Raw genomic sequence first — 24,231 nt, 5'->3', positions numbered from 1 at the left:
CGTGTGTGGTCGCTGCTGCCGGCCGGTGTCTCACCGACCTTGAGTGGTGCGCCCGGCACGCCGCTTCCCCACGACGTGCCGGGCAGTCTGTGTCAGCCCGCGGGCGCCGAATGGCGCTCCATCCGGAGCATCTCGATCTCCGCCTCGAAGTCCTCGGCGCTCTGGAAGGCGCGGTAGACGCTGGCGAAGCGGAGGTAGGCGACCTCGTCGAGCTCGCGGAGCGGGCTCAGGATCGCGAGGCCGACCTCGTGGGCGGGGATCTCGGCAGAGCCGCTGAGGCGCAGGGCGTCCTCGACGGCCTGGCCCAGGCAGGCGAGCTGGTCCTCGGTGACGGGACGGCCCTTGCACGCCTTGCGGACGCCGGAGATCGCCTTGTCGCGGGTGAACGGCTCGCTCGCCCCGCTGCGCTTGAGGATCGTCAGCTGCATCTGCTCCACGGTGGTGAACCGCTTGGCGCAGTCGTTGCAGGTACGACGGCGGCGGATGGAGCTGCCGTCGTCGGCGACGCGGGAGTCGAGCACACGGGTGTCGGTGTTGCGGCAGTAAGGACAGTGCATGTGCGGGCCTCCCCTCCTCGCTCGTCCGCCCGGTCCTGGGCGCGACTCGAACACCCCTCTGGGGTGTCAACGCCTGTGGACCGGCCGGTGATTCCTGTGGACAAGTAGCCTCTGGCTGTGAGGTCGACACCCGGTCCCTGTGGACTAGATGTGGAGAACCACAACGGTGTAACTACTAGATGTAGTGGTAACCGTACGTCGGTGCGGAGGTGTTGGCAAGTGGCCCGAACGGGCCATTCGGCGTGTCGTTCCCGTGCTGGGCAAACGTGCAGGTCAGGGGCTGCGGAGGGCTCGAGACTTGGGTTGCTCTGACCCGATCGGGCGGCGTGTCGGAGGTCTCCCTTGCGAGTGTTCCGGCCCCGTTCGGCGGCCCCATCGGACACAATGCTCCCGTGGCATCTTCGGGGAAGCGGGCAGGGTCGCGGCGCGGCCCCAAGCAGCGCACGGGCATCAACCACGCGGCCCTCGCCCTGGCCGCCGGCGTGACCCTGTGCGTCGTCGCGTGGGGCTACCTCGTGTGGGTGGCGATCGACTTCGGCACCTCGGCGCGCAGCGGGCAGTCGGGCGCCTGGGCGCTGCTCGCGCTGGCGTCGGTCGGGGCGATGGCGTGCCTGTTCGCCGGGTTGCTGATGATCGCTCGGCTGCTGCGGGTCCTGGGCATCACCTCGGCTCCCGACGAGCCGTCGGAGCCCGCTCCCCCGCGCGTCGCGGGCGGACGCAGAGCGGCCCGCTGAGCGTCGTACTGCTCAACGGGCCGGCTCGGTCCTGTGTCAGCGCAGGGTCGGTCGTGTCACTCGTGCATGGAGCGCGGGATGCTGTTGTTGGCGATCCGGTTCTCGGCGTCGATCATCCAGGCGAGCTGCTCGAGGCGCTCGAGGATGGTGTGGATGATGTCGGCGGAGGTCGGGTCGTCGGCGTCGACCTCGTCGTGGATGCGGCGGCCGGTGCCGGCGACGGCGTACAGCGCGGCGACGATGGTGTCGACGCAGTCGGCCGTGTCGATCTCGTCGGCGGGGAACTCCGGCAGGCTCGTCCGCGCGGCGACGGTCGCGGAGCGCGCGTCGGGCGTGACGTAGATCGCGCGCATCCGCTCGGCGACGGTGTCGGAGAACTCGCGGGCCGCGTCGACGACCTCGTCGAGCGCGAGGTGGAGGTCGCGGAAGTTCTTGCCGACGACGTTCCAGTGGGCCTGCTTGCCCTGGATGTGGAGGTCGGTGAGGTCCACGAGGAGCTGCTGGAGGTGGTCGGCCAGCTGCTGGGAGGCCTGGAACGCCGGGTGGGCGGTGTGCGTGGGGCGGGCGGTCTGGGTCATGGTGACTTCCTCTCGTCGGGGACGGTCACCACCTAACCGGGTTTTCTGGAATGATTCCAGTAAGGCGAGCCTAGCCTGCGGTGCGGAAGAACCTGATCGCGTACGCCGCCGTGGGCTGCGGGAGGCCGTCGATGACGATGCCCTCCACCGTGACCTCGGCCTTGCCGACGGGGTCCTTGGGCCAGGTGCGGTTGGGCATCTCCCACACGAGGGTCGGCTTGCCGACGCCGTTGTCGGGGGTGCGGAGCTTGATGCCCTTCACGGGCTTGTCGTTGAAGGAGACGGCGACGGTGGCTCGGGAGAAGTCGGTGCCGTCTTCCCCGGATCCGAGCGACCAGCGACCTCTCGGGTCGAGGTTGTTGGGGAACCAGCCGGCGCTCGGCCACGGCACCCACTGCGGGTTGGGGGCCAGCTTGTCGAAGGGCGTGCCGAAGAGGTGGGTGACGTTGGCGCGGTTGGTCCCGCCGATCCCCACGGCGGCGAGATAGGGGTAGAGCAGCCAGCGCCGGTGCCCGACGCGGTGGTTGTTGCCGCCCCAGTCGTCGAGGTAGGCCTCGATCTTGTCGCTGTTGCTCTGCCTGCTCGTGCCCTCGTAGAGGTTGGACTGCGCCGCCGCCTCGTAGCCGCGGCGGGTCCAGCACGGCCAGTCCCGCGGCGGGTAGTGGCTGACCGCGTGCTCGGCGGTCATGATCAGCGCGGCCGCCTGGGCGTGCCTGACGGTGCCCTTGTCGAGGACGACCTTTTGGAGGCCGGTCATTCTCCTCGCGAAGTTGATGGCCTGGAGCTGGCGTCTGGTGGAGGTGTCGGCGAGCCTGCCCGGTCTGCAGCGGTCGGTGTCCCCGCCGATCCATCGTGGCCTCACCTCCTCGCCACGGAGCCAGAAGCGGCGGTAGGCGCGTCTCACCGCGCTCTGGCTGGTGGTGTCGATGGCGGCGGTGGCTCGTGGAGTGACGGGGCCGTGGACTCTGTGCTTGGCCGTCGGCGCGTCCGTTTCCATGGTCTGGCTGTTTGCGACCGCGGGCGCTGTGGCCAGAAGCGGGAGCGCCAGCAGGGCGGCGAGCGAGCGGCGTACGCGCATGGTCTGGCCTCTCGGAGGCGGGGTGGGCCGAACGTACTCCACAGGCTGCAGTTTCGGGGTCGTGCTCGCAGCGCCGCTCGCATAGTTTGGACGCGTCGGCCGCGCTCGGGCATGGATCCGGCGATCTCGGGAAGAAGGGCTCACATGAATCTCGGTCCGGTACGCCGCTCGCTCGTCGTCGCTTGCGTTCTGCCGCTCTTGCTCACGGCCTGCTCGGAAGCGGAGCCGACTCCGAAGATGCCGGATCCCACGCCGACGGAGTCCTCGCCCTCGGCAAGTTCATCCGAGACTCCAGAGCCGTGGGAGGAGAAGTCGGAGGACGGTGCGGTGGCTTTTGCCAAGCACTGGATCGACCTCTTCAACGACGCCCGCTTGCAGTTCGAGACCGCCCCCCTTCAATCCGCCAGCACTCCGGCGTGTGAGTCGTGCTCCAACTACGCAGAGGTAATCGAGCAGTGGCGTTCCGACGGAACCACGTATGAGAGCAAGCCGTGGAAGGTCTTGCAGGTGGGGGTGATCTCAGCACGAGAGGCCGAGACGCAGGTCGCCTTGCGCATCAGCCGGCCGGCAGAAGTCATCACACCCTCGAAAGGTCCCGCCGAGCGGAACTCCTCAAGTAGAGCCACCTATGACGCAACTGTCCGCTGGTCTCAAGGTCAGTGGCGCATGCACGAGCTGGTGATTCCGGAATGAGGATTGTCGCCGCTGCACTGCTGGCTCTGGTTGTGACCCTTTCTCCTACTGCGGCCTACGCGGAGGACGAGACGACAGTGACGAACGGCGCTACCACCTTCGACCTTCAGACCATCAAGAACGCCCAACCGAGCGCAGCCGGCGACGGCACGGAAGCGTCAGGATCGGACCTGGCTAACGTTTCGGGTGGGCCAACGCCCGAGGTGAACTACGTGCCGGTCTGCCTTCGAGGTCAGACGGATCTCGAGGACAGCGCATTCGGTTGTCCGACGGGCGAACAAGTGCAATGCGGTAACGACGGACGCCTATTCACTCAGTACGTTACGTACCCAGGTCGCGAGCCGGTCATCTCGAGTGTGTGCCTTGAACCAGGCGAAACCCCACCCGGAATGGACGCACCGCCTGTCGACATCCCGAGCGAGGTGCTGAAGGCGTTCAAGCAGGCCGACCTTCCCGAGTCCACGATCAACGTGCAGCCGCCCGGGGGCGAGACGCTGGTCAACCTCCCCACGATCCTGTCGACGAGCGCCGAGCGCCACCAGATCCCGGTACGCCTCGACGAGGTCAATCTCGACGTCACCCTCGAGGTCTGGCCCAGCCGTTTCGTGTGGCACCACGGCGACGACACCAGCCAGGAGACGACCACCCCCGGCACGCCGTGGACCGAGGGGGCCGACACGGCCGACCTCATCGCCCACACCTACGCGAAGACTTCCGAGGGGCTCGAGCTGAGCGTCGACACGACGTGGTCCGCCCGGTTCAAGGTGGCCGGCCAGCCGAACTGGCGGCCCGTCAACGGCACCGTGTCCATCACGGGCGACCCTGTCACCGTCGCCGTCCTCGAGGCCAAGCCCCAGCTCGTCCGCTGACCCGCGCGTCCTCCCCACCGGCGGAGGAGCCGCAGTCAGCTCGCGCTGCGCCGCCGACCATGGCGGCCACATAGATCCACTCGCTGGCCCTGACGGGCCGCCATCGCTTTCCGCGGGTCCCGGGGGCTGTCCTCGCGGGACCTCTGTCCTGAGTCACTGAGTGACTCAACTCGTAGCACCCGGACGGCCACTACCGCCGCCACGACTTTGAGTCACCCGCTGACTCAAGTCGCAGCGCCCAGACGACTCCCCACGCCGCATCGACTTGAGTCACCGAGTGACTCAGGTCGTAGCGCTCGGATGGCCGCCGCGAACAGAGCGAAATTCGCCCGCCGAGCCGGACGACGCCAGCAGGCGGGCGTCCCCCCGCCACCGGCGCACGGTGGCGCCCCCAACCCGGGCGCACGGCGCGCCAGGGAAGACCCACAGAGACGCCGCAAGGGGCGGGCCAGCGTGTGGCCCGCCCCTTGTCTTCCCCGGCCCGCCAGCCGGGGTCGAAGCGGCTGGCGGAGTCTGTGGGTGGTCAGTCGGTGCTGACCGGCACGCGGAGCTTCTGCCCCGCGGAGAGCGCGACGGTGTCGAGGGCGTTGAGCCGCTCGATCTCGCGCATGGTGGTGCGGACGTCGCCATCGGTGGTGAGCTCGGAGGCGATGCTCCACAGGCTCTGGCCCGGCTCGACCATGACGATCTCGGTGGTCGGGCCCTGGCCGGCCTCGTCGGTGCCGACGGCAACCGAGCCGAGGAAGAAGCCCGCCAGCAGCACCAGGACCAGGCCCGCGAACAGAACGACGGCCCGGCCGCGACGCGTCAGTCGCACGGAGGACCGCGCCTGAGACCGCGCGGCACCCGACGTACGAGAAGCGGGACGCTGGGAGGTGCGGGGGGCGAGAACGGGCGAGATGGTGGCGGTGCTCATGATGTGGCCTCCAGGGGAAGAGTCAGCCGGTGGTCGGTGTCGATCGGTGATGGAGCAATGTCTAGAGGGAGCCACCGACAACGGGGTGGATCGCTCAGACGTTCGATCGAGCACGTGTTCGAGATTAGAGCGGGTGTTCGAACAACGCAAGGGGTGGGACGAACATTTGTTCGAGGCGGCGAGCCAGCGGGTGTCGACACGCCCTTCGAACAGATGTTTGAAGTCGCGGCATCGGCGGGACTAGGGTTGGCACACGCAGAACCGACCGGCGCAGCAGGAGGAACCCCATGGCCAGCAAGGACCGCAGCGGCAAGGTCGTCGAGATGCCCGACGGCCCGCCGGACGCGACCGGACTCACCCCGCGTCAGCAGCGCGTCCTGGCCACCATCAAGGAGGCCATCGAGACCCGCGGCTACCCGCCGAGCATGCGCGAGATCGGCGCCGCGGTCGGGCTGACCAGCTCCTCGAGCGTCGCCCACCAGCTCAAGGTCCTGGAGGAGAAGGGCTTCCTCAAGCGCGACCCCAACCGGCCGCGCGCGATCGAGGTCTTCCTCCCCGAGCTCATGGCCGCGCGCCGCTCCATCTCCAGCGCCGACGAGTCCAGCATCGACGAGACCGACATCGGCAACACCGCTCCCCCGGCGACGTACGTCCCGATGGTCGGTCGCATCGCGGCCGGCGGACCGATCCTCGCCGAGGAGCAGATCACCGAGGTCTTCCCGCTCCCCAAGTCGCTGGTCGGCGACGGCACGCTCTTCCTCCTCGAGGTGTCCGGCGACTCGATGATCGACGCGGCGATCTGCGACGGCGACTACGTCGTGATCCGTCAGGAGCAGACCGCCTCCAACGGCGACATCGTCGCGGCGATGATCGACGGCGAGGCGACCGTCAAGACCTTCCAGCGCAAGGACGGCCACGTGTGGCTGCTCCCCCACAACGACGCCTACGAGCCGATCGACGGCACGCACGCCACGATCCTCGGCAAGGTCACCGCGGTCCTGCGCCGCATGTGACGGAGCCGGCTCGACCCTGAGGACCCCCGACCGTCCCTGATACCCAGGTCGGGGGAAGCGCCGGGAAATTCCCGATGCGCGCGGAATGCTGACGCCGTTCACTTGGGCGGGTGACCACCCTTGTCGCCCCCACCGCCGGCACGCGGGCGGCGCCCGCCTCCCGGACGCGCCTGCCACGCGCCGGCCTGCGCGAGCTCGGCGTCCTCGTGCTGGTCTACGTCGGGTACGCCGCCAGCCGGGTCCTCGCCGACGACTCGTTCTCCCCGGCCGCCGACCGGGCGCTGCGGATCCTCGACCTCGAACGGACCCTGCACCTGGACATCGAGGGCTCGCTCAACCAGTGGTTCCTCGAGCACGACGGCCTGGGGATGGCTGCGTCCTTCTACTACGCCGCCGCGCACTACGTCCTGACCCTGATCGTCGTCGTGTGGCTCTTCCGCCGGCACCGATCGGCGTACGCGCCGGCACGGCTCGCCCTGGTCGGCAGCACCGCGGTGGCGCTCGTCGCCTACCTCGCGATGCCGACCGCGCCGCCACGCCTCATGGACGGGTGGACCGACCTGCTCGCCGTCCACTCCGCCGCCGGGTGGTGGGGCGGCGAGGCGTCGGCGCCCCAGGGCCTCGGCTGGATGACCAACCAGCTCGCGGCCTTCCCGAGCATGCACGCCGGGTGGGCGCTGTGGGTCGCGCTGGCCGTCTCCCACGTCGTACGCCGCCGCGCGATCGCCGTGCTCGCCTGGGCGCACGCGATCCTCACGGCCGTCGTGGTCGTCGGCACCGGCAACCACTGGGTGCTCGACGTGGTGGCCGGCTGGGCCGTCGTCCTCATCGCCTGGCGGACGGTCGGTCCGGAACGGACCGCCGGACCAACCACGGGTGAACAGACGGTGCTCACACCGAGCGGCCGTGATCTCACGGCGGGTCGCTCGTTGACCCGTGCGTGACCAACCTCGACCGACGTACCGTCCTCGCCTCCGGAGCCGCCGGCGCTGCCGGTGCCGGCCTCGCTGTCGTCAGCTCGCGCGCCAGACCGGCCGCAGCCGCTCCCTCCGACCAGGTCTTCCGGCAAGGCGTCGCCTCGGGCGACCCGCTGCCCCAAGCCGTCGTGCTGTGGACCCGGGTGACCCCCACGCCCGACGTGACCCCCGGTTCCGGGCTCGGCCGGGCCACGAAGGTCCGGTGGGAGGTGGCGGAGGACGCCGGGTTCCGCCGGGTCGTCCGGTCCGGCACCCTCACCACCGGCCCGGAGAGTGACCACACCGTCAAGGTCGACGCGACCGGCCTCGCCCCCGACACGGCGTACCACTACCGCTTCGTCAGCGGCGGGAGCACCAGTCCGGTCGGTCGCACCCGCACCGCGCCCGCCGAGACCTCCACGCCGGCCAACCTGCGCCTCGGCGTCGTCTCATGCGCCAACCTCCAGGCCGGCTGGTTCAGCGCGTACCGCCACCTCGCCGCCCGCGACGACCTGCACGCGGTGCTGCACCTCGGCGACTATCTCTACGAGTACGCCCCCGGCGAGTACGGCTACGGCCGCAGCAACGTCGACGTCCGGCCGCACGACCCGCCGACCGAGATGGTGCAGCTCGCCGACTACCGCCGCCGGCACGCGCAGTACAAGCAGGACCCCGACCTGCAGGCGCTGCACGCGCGCCACCCGTTCATCGTCACGTGGGACGACCACGAGGTCACCAACGACGCCTGGCGCGACGGGGCCGAGAACCACCAGCCCGAGGAGGGCGACTACGCGACGCGCCGGGCCACGGCCCACCGCGCGTACGACGAGTGGATGCCGGTGCGCATGTCGGGCACGGCGGCCACGGGCGACGGGACCCAGCTGTTCCGGCGGCTGAGGTTCGGCACCCTCGCCGAGCTGAGCATGCTCGACCTGCGGACCTACCGGGACCAGCAGGTGGCCACGCCGCTGATGGACCCCGCGATCGACGACCCCGACCGGACGATCACCGGTCGCGCGCAGCTCGACTGGCTCAAGGACTCACTGGTCGCGCCCGTCCAGTGGAAGCTGGTGGGCAACCCGGTGATGATCGCGCCGGTCACGTTCGCCCAGGTGCCGAAGGACCTCATCGGCCCCGTCGACGACGTGACCGGGATCCTGCCGCGCGACGGGGCGCCGTACAACGTGGACCAGTGGGACGGCTACACCGACGACCGCCGCGAGCTGCTGGGTCACATTCGCGACCGCGGGTTGCGCGACGTCGTCTTCCTCACCGGCGACATCCACTCGGCCTGGGCGTGCGACCTACCGCACGACCCCGCGACGTACCCGGTCGGCGACTCCGCCGGCGTCGAGCTCGTCTGCACGTCGGTGACCTCCAACAACCTCGACGACATCACCGGTACGCCGCCGCGCACCGCGAGCCTGTCCGTCGAGGCGGCGATCCAGACGAGCAACCGGCACGTGCGCTACCTCAACTTCGACGACCACGGCTACTCGGTGCTCGACGTGACGCCGGCCCGCACGCAGATGGACTTCTACGTCATCGGCGACCGGGCGGACCGCAACGCCACCAGCACCTGGACCGCGTCGTGGGCGACGCGGTCCGGCACCAACAAGGTCGAGCCCGTCGGCCGACCCGTCACCGGCGCCTGAGGAGGAATCGTGTGCAACCAGACCAAGCGGACCACAACCGCCTTCACCCGCGGCCTCGACGACCTCCGCACCGGACGCCGCTCGCTCCTCAAGGTCGCCGGCGCAGGCGGTGCCACCGTGGCGATCTCCACCGCACTCGGGGCGCGTCCGGCCGCGGCCGCGACGACGAGGCGGGCCTACGTCCTGGTGCTCGACGGCTGCCGGCCCGACGAGGTCACCGCCCCGCTCATGCCGCGCGCCGCCGCGCTGCGGGACGGCGGCCTCAACCACCCCTTCGCCTCCTCGATGCCGGTCATGGAGACGATCCCCAACCACGTGATGATGATGACCGGCGTGCGGCCCGACCGCAGCGGCGTACCGGCCAACTCGATCTACGACCGCGCCGAGGGCGTCGTCCGGGACATGGACCGGCCGAGCGACATCCGGGTGCCCACCGTCCTCGAGCAGCTGGGTGCCGCCGGGCTGACCACCGGCACGGTGCTGAGCAAGGAGTACCTGTACGGCGTCTTCGGCGACCGGGCCACCCACCGGTGGGAGCCCTTCCCGGTCGTCCCCGTCTCCGGGCACGCGCCGGACCAGGCCACCATGGATGCCGCCGTGGCGATGGTCGAGCAGCACGATCCGCACCTGGTCTTCGTCAACCTCGGGGACGTCGACCGGGTCGGGCACTCCGACGTCACCGGCCCGCTGTCGCTGCGGCTGGCCCGGCAGGCGGCACTGGCGGCCACGGACCTCCAGGTCGGGCGCTTCGTCGACGCCCTCAAGGCGTCGGGGCGGTGGGCCGACTCGATCGTCATCGTGCTCGCCGACCACTCGATGGACTGGTCGCGCCCGGACTCGGTGGTGCACCTGCAGCCCGTGATGGACGCCGACCCGCTGCTGGCCGGCAACGTCGTCATCGCCGACAACGGCGGCGCCGACCTGCTGTACTGGACCGGTGACCCGGCCTCCCGAGCGGCGGCCGTCGCGCGAATGATCGCACTCGCGTCCGAGACCCCCGGCGTCCTCGAGGCGCTGGACCCGCTCGTCGACCCGACGCTGCGGACCGGGCCGCTGGCCGGCGACGTGGTCGTGCACTGCCGCGCCGGCTGGCGCTTCACCGACCCCGACGTCTGGTCCAATCCGATCCCCGGGAACCACGGGCACCCGGCGACGCGACCGATCCCGTGGTTCATCGGCGGCGGCCACCCCGTCGTACCCCGCGGTGTCTCGGCCTCGGAGCAGGCGCGCACGATCGACGTCGCGCCGACGCTGGCGGCGTACTTCGGGCTCGGCGCGCCGGAGGGCGGGTACGACGGGTCGTCGCGGCTGCCGGCCGGCTGAGGCGCCGCAGCGGCGGCGAAGCGGAGATCAGCCGGCGGCAAGCCGCGCCAGCGCCTTCCGCACGAGCGCGGGGTCGGTCGTCGTCCACATCGGCGGCAGCGAGGCCTTGAGGAACCCGCCGTAGCGGGCGGTGGCCAGCCGGGGGTCGAGCACGGCGACGACGCCGCGGTCGGTGGTGGTGCGGATGAGCCGCCCGGCGCCCTGGGCCATCAGCAGCGCGGCGTGGGTCGCGGCCACCTGCATGAAGCCGTTGCCGCCGGCCTTGTCGGCGGCCCGCTGGCGCGCGGACATCAGCGGGTCGTCGGGGCGCGGGAACGGGATCCGGTCGATCAGCACGAGCTGGCAGGTGTCGCCCGGGACGTCGAGCCCCTGCCACAGCGACAGGGTGCCGAAGAGGCAGGTGTGCGGGTCCTCGACGAACTGCTTGGCCAGCTCGGGGAGCTGGGCGTCGCCCTGGGCCAGGGTGGTGAGGTGCGGGAGGACGGTACGCACGTGCTCCGCCGCGGCCTCGGCGGCCCGGCGCGAGGAGAAGAGCCCGAGGGTGCGGCCCTCGGCCGCGTCGACGAGCTCGCAGATCTCGTCGAGCTGGGCCTTGCCGAGCCCGTCACGGCCCGGCGGCGGCAGGTGGCGGGCGACGTACAAGATGGCCTGCTGGCCGTAGTCGAACGGGGAGCCGACGTCGATGCCGCGCCACGGCAGCACGCCGTCGCCCGACGGCGGTTCGCCCTCCGCGACGACCCGTTCGGTCGGCTTGAGGCCGATCGATGTGGCCACCGCGTTGAAGTCGCCGCCGAGCATCAGGGTCGCGCTGGTGAACACGACCGTCTTGTCGGTCAGCAGCTTGTCCCGCATCTGCCCCCACACCTGGAGCGGCGCGACGTGCAGCCGCGGCGGGACGCGGTTGGCCATGTGCGGCGGAGGCTCGCTGAGCCACAGCACGTCGGACTCGAGGTCGGCGGCCATCCGCTCGGCGTTGGCGAAGACGTCCTGGACCATCCCCTTGGCCTGGGTGCGGCCCGGGTCGGCCTCGCCGTCGCCGGCGGTCTCGCGGGGGTACGCCGACAGGCACGTGCGAGCCGCGTCGCGGGCGAGGGCGAGCGCGGCGCCGAGCTGCTCAGGCATCCGCTCGATCCGCCCCGCGCTCGTCGCCTCGAAGGCGTCCGACAGCGCGTCGGCGGCCTCCGCCAGCCGGTCGGCCGAGTCGTCCTCGACGATCCGCTGGGAGCGCCGCGCGGCCCGCTCGACGTCGTTGACCGCCAGCTCGTCGGTGGCGGCCTGGGTGACCCGCGCGGTGAGCTCGTGGGCCTCGTCGATGACCACGGCGTCGTACTCCGGGATCATCGGCACGCCCTCGATGGCGTCGATGGCGAGCAGGGAGTGGTTGGTGACGATCAGGTGCGAGCGCTGCGCCTTCTCCCGCGCGAGCTCGGCGAAGCACTCCTGGCCGAACGGGCACTTGGCGGCGCCGAGGCACTCGCGGTGGTTGACGCTGACCTGGCGCCACTCGCGGTCGATGTGGCGCGGGGCGTTGTCGCGCTCGCCGGTGCCACCGTCCTCGGCCTCCTTCTCGGCCCAGGCGCGCAGCTCGAGGACCGTCTCGGCCATCGACCCGACGGGGACGTCGACGAGCGCGCCCTGGTCGTCCGGCACGCCCTCGCGGATGCGGTGCAGGCAGGCGTAGTTGGAACGGCCCTTGAGCACGGCGTACGACGTGTCGACGCTGCCCTTGACGGCCTCCATGAGCCGCGGGATGTCGCGCTCGACGAGCTGGTGCTGCAGCGCGAGCGTGGCCGTGGCGACGACGACCCGCTGGTCGTGGAGCAGCGCCGGCACGAGGTAGGCCAGCGACTTGCCGGTGCCGGTGCCGGCCTGGACGAGCAGGTGCTCGCCCTCGGCCAGGGCGGTCGAGACCGCCTCGGCCATCTGCACCTGGCCGGCGCGCTCCTGCCCCCCGAGCGCCGTCACGGCCTCGTGGAGCAGGGTGGTCACGCCGGAGTCGGTGGAGGGCACCGGAGAACCCTATGTCGCGCCACCGACACCCGACGAAGCCGCTCCACAGGGAGACGGAGCGTCAGACGACGGCGCCGGAGTCCTCGGGCTCGCGGACGACCTTCTCGCGCTTGACCCGGCTCATCGGAGCCTTCTGCTGGAGGTAGGTCAGCAGCGGGGTGGCGGTGAAGACCGAGGAGTAGGTACCGACGACGAGGCCGACGAGCAGGGCGATCGCGAAGTCGCGCAGCGAGTCGCCACCGAGCACCGCCAGCGCCGCGAGGATGAACATCGCGCCGAGGCCGGTGTTGACCGTGCGCGGCATCGTCTCGACGGCCGCCTTGTTGGCCATCGCGTTGAACTCGTCCTCCGGGCGGGAGCCGTACCAGCGTTCTCGGATGCGGTCGAAGACGACCACGGTGTCGTTGACCGAGAGGCCGATGATCGTCAGCGCGGCAGCCAGGAAGATGCCGTCGATGGGCTTCTCCAGCCACGCGAAGAGGCCGACGACGATGAGCACGTCATGGGCCATCGCGACCACCGCCGCGACGCCGAAGGTCCACTTGAAGCGGATCGCGAGGTAGAGCAGCTGCACCGCCAGCGCGACCCCGAAGGCGATGAGCGCCTTGTCGCGCAGCTCGGTGCCGAGGGAGGCGCCGATGGTCTGGTCGTCCTCCTTGGTGACCTCGCCGCCGATCTCGACGAGCGCGTCCTCGATCCGCTGCTCGTCCTCGTTGCTGATCTCGCCGGTGCGCACCGTGAAGTCGGCGGTGTCGGCGCCCTGGACGACCGCCTGCGGGAAGCCCGCGTCCTCGATCGCCGCGCGCGCCTCGTCGACGGTGACGTCCTCGGTGACCGAGTAGTCGAGCTGGCGGCCGCCGCTGAACTCCACGCCGAGGTTGAGGCCCTGGACCACGATGCCGGACACGGCGAGGACGACCGCGGCGGCCGAGACGCCCAGCCACATCCCGCGCCGGCCCATGATGTCGGGGTTCTTGCGGTCCAGCCACTCGCGGACCTTGCCGACGTTGCTCAGGCCGCTGATGGCGGGACGGCGGGCGACGGCCTTGTTGGACACGGCCAGCTCGGAGAGCACGCGGGCGATGATCAGCGCGGAGATCATCGAGGCGATGACACCGATGGAGAGCGTGACGCCGAAGCCCTTGATCGGGCCGGAGCCGAGGATGAAGAGCAGGGCGGCGGCGAGCAGGGTGGTGACGTTGGAGTCGATGATCGCGCTCCACGCCTTGTTGAAGCCGACCGCGAGGGCGCGGCGCAGGCCGGCCGACGGGTACTCGGCGTACTCCTCGCGGGCGCGCTCGAAGACGAGCACGTTGGCGTCGATCGCCATGCCGATGGCGAGCACGAAGCCCGCGAGGCCGGGCAGCGTCAGCGTCGAGCCGAGCGCCAGCAGCATCGCGTAGGCGAGGAGGGCGTACGACGCGAGCGCGATGGTGGCCATCGCGCCGACGAGGCGGTAGACCACGATGATGAAGATGCCGGTCAGGATCAGTCCGATGATGCCGGCCTCGAGCGAGGCGTCGATCGCCTCGGCGCCCAGGGTCGGGCCCACGAGGCGGTCGGAGATCAGCTCGAGCTCGAGGGGCAGCGCGCCACCCTCGATGAGGGCCGAGAGGTCGCTGGCGGTGGCGAGGCTGAAGTCGCCGGTGATGTCGGTGCTGCCGGTGATGTTGCCGCCGCAGGGCACCTGCACCTCGGGACTGGAGATGACCTCGCCGTCGAGCACGATCGCGATCCGGCGCTGGTCGCCCTGCGCGCAGGCGGCCTCGCCGGAGAGCTTGCCGAAGGCGTCCGAGCCGCTGCCGCTGAAGTCGACGGCGACCGCGTAGCCGACGCTGTTCTCCCGCTGGACCGCCTCGGCGCCGGTGATCTCGTCGCCCTGCAGGGCCGTGGGACCGACCTCGAGGTACTGCCCGTCCTCGGCGGGGAGGATCTCGTTGCCCTTCTTGCTGGGCTCGGCGTCGGGGCCGTTGACCGCAGCCACGACGGGGTGGACGCTCAGCTGGGCGGTCTGGCCGATGCGCTCCTCGGCCTCCTGCGCCTCGTCGTCGTTGGTGACGCCGGGCAGCTCGACGAGGATCCGGTCGTCGCCCTGGCGCACCAGGGTCGACTCGGCGACACCGAGGGCATCCACGCGGCCGCGCAGCACCTCGACGGTCTTGTCGACGTTCTCCGCGGTGGCCTCGGTCGTCTCGGTGTCGTTGGCCTGGAAGACGAACTGCGCGCCGCCGCGCAGGTCCAGGCCCAGGTTGGGCTTGATGTTGAGCGCGATCGCGGCACAACCCGCCAGGAGCCCGAGGACGAGGAGGAAGCGAACGACGGCACCACGTGACATGCGCGACATCCTCTCCCACGACCGGTGAGCGCCGTGAATCGGCCTGCCCTCGGCCCGGCGCGCGCCTCAGACGGCGTAGTCCTCCAGCTCACCGGCGAGGTCGGCGTTGGCGCGACCGCTGACGAGCGACCCCTCGCCCGTGTGCTCCAGCGAGGCGATCTCGCCCTCCTGGTGCAGCCGGTTGATCAGGTCGCCGCGCTCGTAGGGCAGCAGCGCGGAGAACTCGACGGTGGGGCGCGGCAGGTCGGCCTCGACCGCGGCCAGCGCGGCCTCGATGCCCTCCCCCGTCCTGGCGGAGACGACGACGCTGTGCGGCTCGCGGGCGCGGAGCCGGGCCAGCACGAGCGGGTCGGCGGCGTCGGCCTTGTTGATGACGACCAGCTCGGGGACCTTGTCCGCGTGGATCTCGGCGAACACCTCGCGCACCGCGGCCAGCTGGCCCTCGGGGTCGGGGTGCGAGCCGTCGACCACGTGCAGGATGAGGTCGGAGTCGGCGACCTCCTCCAGCGTCGAGCGGAACGCCTCGACCAGCTGGTGGGGCAGGTGCCGGACGAAGCCGACGGTGTCGGACATCGTGTAGACGCGGCCGTCCTTGGTCGTCGTACGCCGGGTCGTCGGGTCGAGGGTCGCGAACAGCGAGTCCTCCACGAGCACCCCGGCGTCGGTGAGCCGGTTGAGCAGCGAGGACTTGCCGGCGTTGGTGTAGCCCGCGATCGACACGCTCGGCACGTGGTTGCGGCGGCGCTCCTGGCGCTTGGTGTCGCGGGTGCCCTCGAGCGCCTTGAGCTCGCGGCGCAGCTTGGCGATCTTGGTGTTGATGCGGCGACGGTCGGTCTCGATCTTGGTCTCACCGGGGCCACGGCCGCCGATGCCGCCGCCGTCGGCGCCGACGCGGCCACCGGCCTGGCGGGAGAGGTTGCCGCCCCAGCCGCGCAGGCGCTGCTTCATGTACTGCAGCTGCGCGAGCTCGACCTGGGCCTGGCCCTCCTTGGACTTCGCGTGCTGGGCGAAGATGTCGAGGATCAGCGCGGTGCGGTCGATGGCCTTGACCTTGAGCTTGTCCTCGAGGTTGCGCAGCTGGCTGGGCGCCAGGTCGCCGTCGAGGATCACCGTGTCGGCGCCGGTGGCCTGCACGATCTCGCGCAGCCCGTCGACCTTGCCGCGCCCGATGTACGTCGCGGGGTCGGGCTTGGTGCGGCGCTGGTAGATCGCGTCGAGGACCTCCGAGCCGGCGGTCTCCGCGAGCAGCGCGAGCTCGGCCATGGAGTTCTCCGCGTCGGTCACGGTGCCCTCGGTCCAGACGCCGACGAGCACGACGCGCTCGAGCCGGAGCTGGCGGTACTCGACCTCGGTGATGTCCTCGAGCTCGGTGCGCAGGCCGGCGACGCGCCGCAGCGCGTGCCGCTCGGCGAGGTCCTGCTCGCCGGTGGTGGGGGCGTCGACGTCGTCGTCGAGCTCCTCGGGGTCGGGACCGTCCGCCGAGACCAGCTCGTCGGCGTACCCGCTCTCCCAGTCGTCACGGTCGGCGTCGGCGTCGTCCCAGGTGCGGGTGGCGGCGAGCTCGGCGTCGAGGCTGAAGTCAGGTGCGTTCGTCATATGCCGTCAAGAGTAGGTCGGGACGCCACGGACCGCGAGGCGAATAACGCTCAGCGGCGGCGGACCCGCACGACCCGCGAGCGGTCCGCGCCACACTCGGCGACGCCGAGGACGTAGGTGCGCTGGACGCGGGTGTAGTACTTGCCTGCCTCGCGCGGCATCCGGACCTGGTAGCGGCCGGTGGAGGAGGAGCGCAGCACGGCCAGCCGGCGGTCCTTGCCGGAGCGCTTCTGCCAGAGCGAGACCGCCTGGTCCGTGCGACAGACGGCCAGGTCGGACTTGATCCTGCCCGCGAGCTTGCGGGCGGCCCTGCGGACGGTGAGGGTCGCGGAGCGCGAGGCGCTGGGGCAGCCGGTGGCGGTGCTGGCGGTGACCCCCGCGCACCCGTCGTCACGGTCGGGCACGCCGTCACCGTCGTCGTCGAGGTCGCAGTCGTTGCCGGTCCCGTCGCCGTCGGAGTCGACCTGGGCGGGGTTGGCCAGCGTCGGGCAGTTGTCGCCCGCGACGACACCGTCGCCGTCGCGGTCCCCGTCGCAGGCGTCGCCGCTGCCGTCGGCGTCCTGGTCGGCCTGGTCGGGGTTGGCGACGCCGCGGCAGTTGTCGCCGTGGTCCTCGACCCCGTCGGCGTCCTCGTCGCACGACGAGCGCGTGATGGTCACCGACCACGCCGTGAGCTGCCCAGCCACGTTGGTGGCGTGGTTGTCGATGAGCAGCCGCCACGTCCGGCCGACGGAGAGGCCGTCGTGCAGGTCGAGGCGCTGCGCCGGGACGTAGCGCCCCGGTCCCGAGCCGTCGCCGAACGCGGCGGTGGCCTCGTCGTCGAAGGTGAGCGGCGCCGGCTGCGCGCCCGCGCGGGCCGCCGCCACCTGCAGGTCGTTGTCCGCGCCCTCGCTGGCGCCGAGCGAGACGGCGACGTGCCGTCCGCGCGCGTGGCTGATCGAGTACGTCACGTCGACGTCCTCGACGAAGGACGAGGCGGGGACCTCCAGCGGCACCCGGGTACGCCGGAAGTCACCGGCCGCCGGGGACACCGGCAGGTCGACGGGCGGGCCGTCGTAGGAGTACGTCACCACGCACGGAATCGCCGGAGCAGCCGAAGCGCTGGGAACCGGCACGGCCGCAAGCCCCGCGAGCGGCACGGCGAGCAGACCGGTGAGCAGGGACAGCACGGCGGCGCGGGTTCCGAGAGTCATGGCCCGCACAGGGTAGGCAGGGAGGTCGGTCGGGTGCACCCGATCGCCGGATCAGGGACGACGCGGGCCGGGCGCCGCGCCCTCGTCGACATCCGAGTCGACGTCCGTGTCGACCTCGCCGAGCACCGGGTCCGGGTCCCCTCCCACGCGACAGGGTGCGGGGCGCCGATCTCGTGGGCTCGCGCCTTGCGGCAACCCGGCGACGTACGCCATGTGCTCACCATCCCCCCGGACGCAGACCGACGCAGGGAGCGTCCCTCCCGCGCGGGCGGGAGGGACGAGAACCCGAGAGTCTTTGCCGTTCTGCCTAGACCACCGGGACGGTCGGGTCCGTCACTTGGGAGGCATCCGGATGCCGCCGTCGACGCGGATCGTCTCGCCGTTCATGTAGGAGTTGGTGAGGCACTCGACGACCATGCTGGCCAGCTCCTCGGCGTGGCCGAGGCGCTTGGGGAACAGCACCGACTCGCCCAGCTTGGCCTTGAACGCCTCGGGCTCGGGGAACGCGTCGTAGATCGGGGTGTCGACCAGGCCGGGCGCCACGGTGTTGAGCCGGATGCCGGACGCCGCGAGGTCGCGAGCGACCGGCAGGGTCATGCCGACGACGCCGCCCTTGGACGCCGAGTAGGACGCCTGCCCGATCTGGCCGTCGAAGGCCGCCACGGAGGCGAGGTTGACGATCGCGCCGCGCTGGCCGTCGGCGTCGGGCTCGTTGCGCGACATCAGGGTCGCCGCCTGGCGGGTCATGTCGAAGGTGCCGATGAGGTTGATCTCCACGACCTTGCGGAAGGCGTCGAGGTCGTGCGCGGACTCGATCTCGCCGTCCCGGCCGATGGTGCGCTGGGCCCAGCCGATGCCGGCCGAGTTGACGCAGGCACGGAGCGGGGCGATCTCGGCGGCGGCGCGGACCGCGGCGGTGATCTGCTCGGAGTCGGTGACGTCGACGCGGGCGAAGACGCCCTTGATCTCCTCGGCGAGGGCCTCGCCCTTCTCGGCGTTGAGGTCCGCGACCACGACGATCGCGCCACGGGCGGCGAGGGCGCGGGCGACGGCGGCGCCGATGCCCGACGCGCCTCCGGTGACGATGGCGGAAGCTCCGGTGATGTCCATGCGCGCGAGCATAGGACGCCCGGCTCAGAGGTCGGTGACGCCCTCGGCGACCAGCACCGCCGGCCCGGTCATCAGCACCCGGTCGTCCTCGGTCCACACGATGTCGAGGCGGCCGCCGGGGACGTCGACGCGGTACGACGTGCCGCGCGGGGCGTCGTCGGCCAGGGCCGTCGCGACCATCACTGCGCAGGCGCCGGTGCCGCACGAACGGGTCTCGCCGGAGCCGCGTTCGTGCACGCGCATGGCCACGTGCCGGTCGCCGCGTCGTACGACGAACTCGACGTTGACGCCCTCGGGGTAGACCGCGCGGTCGTAGCCCGGCTCGGTCAGCAGCGTCCCCGCCTCCGCGAGGTCCTCGACGAGGGCGACGGCATGCGGGTTGCCCATCGAGACGTGCCGGGCCGCGTGGGCGGTGCCGTCGACGGTGACCGTCGTGGCGTCGTACACCGCGGGCTTGCCCATGTCGGCGGTGAGCAGCCCGTCGCCGGCGTCGCTGACGACCTTGACGCCGTCGCGCGTCGCGACGGCCACGGGGAGCGGCTCGCCCTCGTGGTCGTGGAGGTAGCGGGCGAAGACGCGGACCCCGTTGCCGCACATCTCGCTGGTCGAGCCGTCGGCGTTGCGGTAGTCCATGAACCAGCCGTCGCCGTCCCGTACGGCGCGCAGCACGCCGTCGGCGCCGATGCCGGCCCGGCGGTCGCACAGGGCCCTGACCCGGGCCGGGTCCAGGTCACCGTGCACGGTGCCGTCGGGGTCGGGCAGGACGACGAAGTCGTTCTCGGTGCCGTGGCCCTTGAGGAAGCGGTAGCTCACCGGCCCAGTGTCGCAGGGCGCCTCACGTCGCGCGGACCACGCTGTGCCGCAGGCAGGCGAAGTCCCGGTTGCGCTCGACCTCCTCGAGCCGCAGCTCGACGTGGCGCGGCAGCACGGGCGCGCCGGCGCCGAGGGTGACGGGGGCGTACTGGATCCAGACCTCGTCGAGCAGCCCGGCGTCGTGGAACTGCCCGACGAGGTCCCCGCCGCCGACCAGCCAGACGTCCTTGCCGGCGGCCGCGTCGAGCGCCGCCGCGTGCACCTCCCGGACCGGGTCGGCGGTGAAGGTCACCGCCTTGACCGGCTCGAACTCGCGGTGCGTCATCACCCACGTCGGCAGGTCGCCCCACGGGTCGTCGTCGTGGTCGAGGATCCACTGCCAGGTGGTGGCGCCCATGACGCAGGCGCCGATCCGCTCCCGGAACCCGGCGTAGTGCATCGGGCCGGCCTCGTCGATGTCGCGAGAGGTCAGCCAGTCCAGCGAGTGGTCGGTGGTGGCGATGAAGCCGTCGAGCGAGCAGCCCGTGTAGTAGATCGTGGTCACGCCTCGTACCTCTTCCTGCTCCAGGTGATGGGGTCCCCGTCGTCGACGTCGTGGCCGGCGGCGCGCAGCATGAGGCGCGCCAGCTGGCGGCGGTGGGCGCCGAAGGACAGCACGTGCGCGACCACGCTCCCGACCTGGAACGACTCGGGCGGGTCGCACAGCGCGTCGATGAGCCGGTCGTCCCACGCCTGCCGCTGCTCGATGTCGCGGCACACCGCCAGCCAGCGGGGCGCGATCGCCTCGTGGCGGGCGGCCAGGCTCGCCGGGTCGTCGCCACCACGCTCGGGGAAGTCGGTCCCCTCGAACGCGGCGACCCAGACCTCCTTGCTGAAGACGTGGTGCTCCAGCACGGCCGCGACCGACGGCTCCTCGCCGTCGAAGGAGAGCACCACCTGACCGGGCAGCACCGCGCGCCGGTAGTCCTCGTCGGGGATCGAGGCGACCCGGTCGACCAGGTGGCCGGTGTCGTCGACGTCGTGCTGCAGGAGCTGGGCCGAGACGTGCATGGGAGGAACCTCCTCGGAGTCGTGGACCCACAGGCTGAGCGGCGGGTGGAAGTGCACGCCGTTGGGTGCGGGCAGCCAGTGGGTGCGGGCCTGCCCGGGTCGCGAGCCGCGGGCCGACAGCGCGCTCGGCGGCACGCCGTACGCCCTCGCGAAGGCTCGGCTGAAGCCCTCCACGGACTCGTAGCCCGCCTCGAACGCCGCGTCGGTGACCGACAGCCCCCGCGAGACCCGCCAGGCACTGCGCTCGAGCATCACCCGTCGCCGCAGCGCCACCGGGGTCTCGCCGGTGCCCCGCGCGACCTCGCGGCTGAAGTGGAAGCGCGAGGAGTACGCCGTGCCGGCCATGTCGTCGAGCCGCTGGTTGTCCTCGTCGAGCACCGCGTCGAGCAGCTCGCGCAGGCGGTCACGTCCGGTCACGGACCCAGTGTGGACCGGCCGGGTGCCGGGGCACCCGACCGATCTTGCTCACGACTGGGTGTTACCGCGGGTCGACGACCTTGGCCGAGCCGCCACCCCGTCGCGTGGGCTCCGCGACCGCGATCATCAGGCCGCCGGGACCGAACTCGATGGCGGTCGCGGCTCCGATCTCCGCGGCGCTGGTGAACGCGTCACCCGAGGCCACGAGCTTGTGGCCCAGCGCCGTGAGGCCGGTGCCGTAGCGGGTGATGAAGTCGGGCTCGGCGGTCACGTTGGCGGTGTTGCGCTGCGTGGCCCGGGGGGCGGCGAGCGCGCCGGCGGCGTCCATCCCCAGGTCGATCCGGTTGACGAGCGTCTGCAGCACCGTGGTGATGATCGTCGAGCCGCCCGGCGAGCCCAGCGCCATGAACGGCCGGCCGTCCCGGAGCACGATCGTCGGGCTCATCGAGGAGCGCGGCCGCTTGCCGGGCTGGATGCGGTTGGGGTCGGCCGGGTCGTAGACGGTGGAGAAGTCGGTCAGCTCGTTGTTGAGCAGGAAGCCGTAGCGCGGCACCACCATCCCCGAGCCACCGGTCTGCTCGATGGTGAGGGTGTACTCCACGACGTCGCCCCACTTGTCGGCCACCGTCAGGTTGGTCGTCGAGATGTTCTCGGTGTCCGCGTCCACGGTGCCGCGCGCGGCCGGTGCGTTGCAGACCCCGTCGTACGACGTGACGTCGCCGGCGGCGGTCGGCTTGGTCAGCGCCTTGGTCGGGCTGATCGCGCAGGCGCGCTCGGCGGCGTACCGGTCGCTGAGCAGGTCCCCGATCGGCACGTCGACGAAGGCCGGGTCGCCGAGGTACTTGCCCCGGTCGGCGAAGGACAGCGCGCTGGCCTCGAGGTAGTGGTGCAGCGCCTGTGTCGGGGTCATGCCGGCGAGGTTGTAGCGCTCGAGGATGTTGAGCGCCTCGCCGACGGTGGTGCCGCCGGACGAGGACGGGTTCATGCCGTAGACGTCGTAGCCGCGGTAGCTGCTGCGGCTCGGCTTCTGGTTGAGCACCTTGTAGTTCTTCAGGTCCTTGCGGGACAGGTAGCCGCGCGGCACCGGCAGCTCGGTGCTCGGCGTGGTCCGCGGCTTGCGGACGATCTTGACCATCAGCCGCGCGAGCCGGCCCTCGTAGAACGACTTCATCCCCTCCTCGCCGAGCATCGTGTACGTCGTGGCGAGCTGCGGGTTCTTGAACACCGAGCCGACCTCGGGGGCGTCGCCGCCGGGGAGGAAGAGCTGCCGGCTGGCCCAGAACGCCTTGAACCGCTCCTCGTTGTCCAGCGTCTGCTGGCGGAACGTGTCGTCGACGACGAACCCGCGCTGCGCGACGCCGATGGCGGGCTTGAGCGCCTTGGCGAGCGACAGGGTTCCGAAGCGCTTGAGCGCCCGCGCCCAGGTGGCCGGGGTGCCGGGCACGCCGACGCTCACGCCGCTGGTCACCAGGTCCGGGGTGAAGGGGTAGGGCTTGCCCGTCTCGTCGTCGATGAAGGCGTCGGTGGGCATCTTGCGCGGCGCCGTCTCGCGGCCGTCGATGGTGCTGACCTTGCCGGTCTCGGCGTCGTAGTGCACGAAGTAGCCGCCGCCGCCGATGCCGGCGCTGTAGGGCTCGGTCACGCCCAGGGTCGCCGCCGCGGCGACGGCGGCGTCGGCGGCGTTGCCGCCCTTCTTGAGGATCCGCAGGGCCGCGGCGCTGGCCTCCGGGTCGACGGTCGAGACCGCTCCCCCGTAGCCGACGGCGGTCGGGTCCTTGACCGTCGGCCGGGCGGCCGACGCGGCGGATGCGGCTGCCCCCGGCTCCTCGGCGGCGCCCGGCGGTGCCGCGGCGAGCAGCCCGGCGACGAGCGCGGAGGTGGCGAGGGCGGGAAGGGCGATGCGCATGGTGGCCTCCGAGGGCTGGCACGAGGTGGTGCAGCCCACCTAACGCCTCAGCCGTCCGCTTGTCGATCCCCCTCAGGGGCGAGCGCCTCGACCGCCGCGACGGCACGCTCGAGCCGCGACGGGTCGTCGTACGCCACCCAGACGATGCGGGGGTCCTTGCGGAACCACGAGTCCTGGCGGCGCGCGAAGCGCCGCGTGGCGACCTGCGTGCGCGTGATCGCGTCCTCGCGGCCGAGCTCTCCGCGCAGGTACGCCGTGGCCTCGCGGTAGCCGATCGCCCGGCCCGCGGTGCGTCCCCGCTCGAGCCCGAGGTCGAGCAGCCGCTCCACCTCCTCGACCAGCCCGGAGTCCCACATCTCGCGCACCCGCCGGTCGATGCGGGCGTCGAGGGTGGGGCGGTCGACGTCGACGCCGACCTGGAGCGAGAGCGGGTCGGCGTACTCCAGCTGCGGCAGGGTGGCCGACCACGGGCGCCCGGTGAGCGCGATGACCTCCAGGGCGCGTACGACGCGGCGGCCGTTGTCGACGAGGATCCGGCGGGCCGCCTCGGGGTCGAGCCGGGCCAGCCGCTCGTGCAGGGCGGCGGGTCCGACGCGCTCGAGCTCGGCCTCGAGCTCGCGACGCAGCGAGTCGTCGGTGCCGGGGAACTCGAAGCGGTCGAGCACCGCGCGGGTGTAGAGCGCCGAGCCGCCGACGAGGACCGGGGTCCTCCCCCGCCCGCGGATCCTGGTGATCGCCTCTCGCGCCCAGCCCTGGAACTCCGCGACCGTCGCCGGCTCGGTGACGTCGAGGAGGTCGAGCAGGTGGTGCGGGATGCCGCGACGCTCGGCGGGCGGCAGCTTGGCGGTGCCGACGTCCATCCCCCGGTAGACCTGCATGGCGTCGGTGTTGACCACCTCGCCGTCCAGGGCCTCGGCCAGGTCGAGGCTGAGCCCGGTCTTGCCCGAGGCCGTCGCCCCCACGACGGCGACCGTCACGGGGTGGGGCGCGGCGGGCATGGTCAGTAGTGTTCCAAACGACCGGCGGCACCCTCGTGCCGCACCGATCCGCACCGACCGCATGGAGGACCAGAATGGGTTTCCTGGACGACGCCAAGGCCAAGCTCACCGACGCCGTGGACAAGCACGGCGACAAGATCGCGGACGGTCTCGACAAGGCCGGCGCCGCGATGGACAAGCAGACGGGCGGCAAGCACAGCGACAAGATCACGACCGGGGTGGCGAAGGCCAAGGAAGGGCTCGACCGGCTCGACGGACGCCGCGACGACTTCTCGGCCAGCACGACGGAGCCGGCGCCGGACCCGGACGTCGTGCCCTCGCCCGGTCCCGAGCCCACGCCGTCCCCCGACCAGCCGGGCCTGCCCACCGACCCGGCCAACCCCGCCACCGGCGCGGCCCCCCGCCCCTGAGGGGGTGAGCGCGGTCCGTCG

Annotated in this window: 22 protein-coding genes; 8 read left to right on the top strand and 14 right to left on the bottom strand. The window is 71.8% G+C overall.

Annotated features, from left to right (window positions below; translation table 11 throughout):
- Positions 1–92 precede the first annotated feature (92 nt).
- Complete coding sequence (gene nrdR, locus DAI17_RS00865; RefSeq protein WP_107771014.1) at positions 93–557, bottom strand: transcriptional regulator NrdR; 465 nt, start codon at positions 555–557, stop codon at positions 93–95.
- A gap of 392 nt (positions 558–949) precedes the next feature.
- Between nrdR and DAI17_RS00860 the strand changes: the two genes are divergently transcribed.
- Positions 950–1,291, top strand: a complete 342-nt coding sequence (locus DAI17_RS00860; protein WP_107771013.1) for a hypothetical protein — start codon at positions 950–952, stop codon at positions 1,289–1,291.
- Between the two features lie 56 nt (positions 1,292–1,347).
- Here DAI17_RS00860 and DAI17_RS00855 read toward each other — a convergent pair whose 3' ends face one another.
- Together DAI17_RS00855 and DAI17_RS00850 are read right to left on the bottom strand one after the other, a co-directional pair.
- The gene (locus DAI17_RS00855; protein WP_107771012.1) at positions 1,348–1,869 is read right to left on the bottom strand and encodes a Dps family protein; all 522 of its coding nucleotides are present in this window, start codon (positions 1,867–1,869) and stop codon (positions 1,348–1,350) included.
- Positions 1,870–1,939: 70 nt separating this feature from the next.
- Positions 1,940–2,866, bottom strand: a complete 927-nt coding sequence (locus DAI17_RS00850; protein ID WP_267894704.1) for a CAP domain-containing protein — start codon at positions 2,864–2,866, stop codon at positions 1,940–1,942.
- Between the two features lie 225 nt (positions 2,867–3,091).
- On the opposite strand from DAI17_RS00850, the gene DAI17_RS00845 reads away from it, so the two are divergent.
- Together DAI17_RS00845 and DAI17_RS00840 are read left to right on the top strand one after the other, a co-directional pair.
- Complete coding sequence (locus DAI17_RS00845; RefSeq protein ID WP_159081266.1) at positions 3,092–3,640, top strand: DUF6318 family protein; 549 nt, start codon at positions 3,092–3,094, stop codon at positions 3,638–3,640.
- A 389-nt stretch (positions 3,641–4,029) separates the two neighbouring features.
- Entirely contained in the window at positions 4,030–4,509 is a 480-nt protein-coding gene (locus tag DAI17_RS00840) for a hypothetical protein (protein WP_107771009.1), read from the top strand.
- A gap of 523 nt (positions 4,510–5,032) precedes the next feature.
- On the opposite strand, the gene DAI17_RS00835 is transcribed toward DAI17_RS00840, so the two are convergent.
- Entirely contained in the window at positions 5,033–5,326 is a 294-nt protein-coding gene (locus DAI17_RS00835; protein WP_159081265.1) for a LysM peptidoglycan-binding domain-containing protein, read from the bottom strand.
- Between the two features lie 386 nt (positions 5,327–5,712).
- On the opposite strand from DAI17_RS00835, the gene lexA reads away from it, so the two are divergent.
- The 4 genes from lexA (at position 5,713) to DAI17_RS00815 (ending at position 10,372) form a co-directional block, all read left to right on the top strand.
- A complete protein-coding gene (gene lexA, locus DAI17_RS00830) occupies positions 5,713–6,438 on the top strand; it encodes a transcriptional repressor LexA (RefSeq protein WP_107771007.1) in 726 nt (241 codons plus the stop codon).
- Positions 6,439–6,548: 110 nt separating this feature from the next.
- Positions 6,549–7,382 (top strand): phosphatase PAP2 family protein, encoded by an 834-nt coding sequence (locus DAI17_RS00825; protein WP_107771006.1) that lies wholly within the window; start codon positions 6,549–6,551, stop codon positions 7,380–7,382.
- Positions 7,379–9,049, top strand: coding sequence for an alkaline phosphatase D family protein (locus DAI17_RS00820; protein ID WP_107771005.1), 1,671 nt, complete (start codon positions 7,379–7,381; stop codon positions 9,047–9,049). The genes DAI17_RS00825 and DAI17_RS00820 overlap by 4 nt, the downstream gene beginning before the upstream one ends.
- Before the next feature lie 9 nt (positions 9,050–9,058).
- On the top strand, positions 9,059–10,372 hold the full coding sequence (locus DAI17_RS00815) for an alkaline phosphatase family protein (RefSeq protein WP_107771004.1): 1,314 nt from the start codon (positions 9,059–9,061) through the stop codon (positions 10,370–10,372).
- Positions 10,373–10,399: 27 nt separating this feature from the next.
- Here DAI17_RS00815 and DAI17_RS00810 read toward each other — a convergent pair whose 3' ends face one another.
- The 10 genes from DAI17_RS00810 to miaA all read right to left on the bottom strand — a co-directional run bounded on the left by DAI17_RS00810 (position 10,400) and on the right by miaA (position 23,800).
- Positions 10,400–12,382, bottom strand: a complete 1,983-nt coding sequence (locus DAI17_RS00810; protein WP_234412062.1) for an ATP-dependent DNA helicase — start codon at positions 12,380–12,382, stop codon at positions 10,400–10,402.
- A gap of 61 nt (positions 12,383–12,443) precedes the next feature.
- Positions 12,444–14,717, bottom strand: coding sequence for a protein translocase subunit SecD (gene secD / locus DAI17_RS00805; RefSeq protein ID WP_107771003.1), 2,274 nt, complete (start codon positions 14,715–14,717; stop codon positions 12,444–12,446).
- A 66-nt stretch (positions 14,718–14,783) separates the two neighbouring features.
- Entirely contained in the window at positions 14,784–16,313 is a 1,530-nt protein-coding gene (gene hflX, locus DAI17_RS00800) for a GTPase HflX (RefSeq protein WP_107771002.1), read from the bottom strand.
- A 50-nt stretch (positions 16,314–16,363) separates the two neighbouring features.
- A complete protein-coding gene (locus tag DAI17_RS21745; protein ID WP_107771001.1) occupies positions 16,364–17,506 on the bottom strand; it encodes a thrombospondin type 3 repeat-containing protein in 1,143 nt (380 codons plus the stop codon).
- Between the two features lie 333 nt (positions 17,507–17,839).
- The gene (locus DAI17_RS00790) at positions 17,840–18,616 is read right to left on the bottom strand and encodes an SDR family NAD(P)-dependent oxidoreductase (RefSeq protein WP_107771698.1); all 777 of its coding nucleotides are present in this window, start codon (positions 18,614–18,616) and stop codon (positions 17,840–17,842) included.
- A 24-nt stretch (positions 18,617–18,640) separates the two neighbouring features.
- Positions 18,641–19,429: a diaminopimelate epimerase gene (gene dapF, locus DAI17_RS00785; protein ID WP_107771000.1), complete on the bottom strand. Its 789-nt coding sequence runs from the start codon at positions 19,427–19,429 to the stop codon at positions 18,641–18,643.
- A gap of 22 nt (positions 19,430–19,451) precedes the next feature.
- The gene (locus DAI17_RS00780; RefSeq protein ID WP_107770999.1) at positions 19,452–19,973 is read right to left on the bottom strand and encodes a dihydrofolate reductase family protein; all 522 of its coding nucleotides are present in this window, start codon (positions 19,971–19,973) and stop codon (positions 19,452–19,454) included.
- Entirely contained in the window at positions 19,970–20,896 is a 927-nt protein-coding gene (locus DAI17_RS00775; protein WP_234412061.1) for a helix-turn-helix domain-containing protein, read from the bottom strand. Before DAI17_RS00775 ends, DAI17_RS00780 begins: the two co-directional genes overlap by 4 nt.
- A gap of 61 nt (positions 20,897–20,957) precedes the next feature.
- A complete protein-coding gene (ggt, locus tag DAI17_RS00770; RefSeq protein ID WP_107771696.1) occupies positions 20,958–22,802 on the bottom strand; it encodes a gamma-glutamyltransferase in 1,845 nt (614 codons plus the stop codon).
- Between the two features lie 47 nt (positions 22,803–22,849).
- A complete protein-coding gene (gene miaA / locus DAI17_RS00765; RefSeq protein ID WP_107770998.1) occupies positions 22,850–23,800 on the bottom strand; it encodes a tRNA (adenosine(37)-N6)-dimethylallyltransferase MiaA in 951 nt (316 codons plus the stop codon).
- Positions 23,801–23,874: 74 nt separating this feature from the next.
- Between miaA and DAI17_RS21645 the strand changes: the two genes are divergently transcribed.
- A complete protein-coding gene (locus DAI17_RS21645) occupies positions 23,875–24,210 on the top strand; it encodes an antitoxin (protein WP_107770997.1) in 336 nt (111 codons plus the stop codon).
- Positions 24,211–24,231: the final 21 nt, after the last annotated feature.

Origin of the sequence: Nocardioides sediminis (genome assembly GCF_003047295.1) — a bacterium.
GTDB classification, from domain to species: domain Bacteria; phylum Actinomycetota; class Actinomycetes; order Propionibacteriales; family Nocardioidaceae; genus Nocardioides; species Nocardioides sediminis.
The sequence above is the reverse complement of the archived record's forward strand: the minus strand, read 5'-3'. Positions and strand labels throughout refer to the sequence as shown.